This is a genomic window from Pseudahrensia aquimaris, assembly GCF_042676045.1.
Classification (GTDB): domain Bacteria; phylum Pseudomonadota; class Alphaproteobacteria; order Rhizobiales; family Rhizobiaceae; genus Pseudahrensia; species Pseudahrensia aquimaris.
On record NZ_JBHTJV010000008.1, the window covers coordinates 1 to 1,059 of the forward strand.

Below are 1,059 nucleotides of genomic sequence, written 5' to 3' on the forward strand. Positions count from 1 at the left end.
AACCCAGCCGATGGCGGCGGGGATGACGACCCGACGGTGACGCCGCTGGGCTCCAGCCCGTTGATTGCAATCACCAAGAGCGCGGATACGTCCGGTCTGTTGTCGTCGCCTGTGCAGGTTGGTGATGCGATCAACTACACGTTCACGGTGACGAACACGGGCAATGTGACGTTGTCTGGTATCACGGTGACCGACCCGGGTGCGACGGTATCGGGCGGTCCGATCACGCTGGCACCGGGGGCGAGCGATACGGCGACGTTCACGGCGAGCTATGCGGTCCAGCAGGCTGACATAGACGCTGGCACGTATTCCAACCAGGCGACGGTCGCTGGCAATCCACCGACTGGCCCGCCGGTCAACGCAGTCTCCGACGACCCCGTGACCAGCGATCCGAGCGATCCGACAATTGCTGTTGTTCCGCGTGCGCCGAGCATGTCTTTGGTCAAGAACGCGACCAATGTGGCCTTCCAGCAGCCGGGCGATACGGCTGACTTTGACTACATCGTCACCAATACCGGCAACACGACGATCACCACGCCGATCACGGTTACTGACAACCTAATCCCCACGGTCACCTGTCCGGCGCTGCCAGCAGGTGGTTTGCTTCCCACAGCATCACTGACCTGCACGGGTCAATACATTGTTCAGCAGGCTGATTTGGATAACGGCTCGGTGACGAACCTTGCTTCCGCCTCGACCACGCCTGCGGGTGGGCCGCCGATCACGACGCCGATCACGTCTGAGACCATTCCGGCAACGCAGGCTCCGGCGCTGACGGTCACCAAGGCTGCGGTCGAGACCAGCTATGCGGCTGTGGGCGATGTCATCAACTACACATTCACGCTGACGAATGCGGGCAATCTGACGCTGACGGGCACGACGACGGTTGTGGACGACAGAATTGGCACCATCGACTGCTTCACGGGCAACTTCCTGCCGGGCACGAGCCAGACTTGTGTTGGCTCGTACACGATATTGCAGAGCGATCTTGATGCGGGTTCGGTGACCAATCAGGCGTTTGCCGAAAACGGCACGGTGACGTCACCGCCAGCCTCGGTG

The 1,059-nt window shown here is 61.5% G+C and carries 1 protein-coding gene; it reads left to right on the plus strand.

Going from position 1 to position 1,059, the window contains the following annotated elements; translation table 11 throughout:
* Window positions 1–1,059 (plus strand): DUF7507 domain-containing protein (locus ACFQ14_RS08850; protein ID WP_377212376.1); only part of this gene is annotated, 1,059 nt, incomplete at both ends.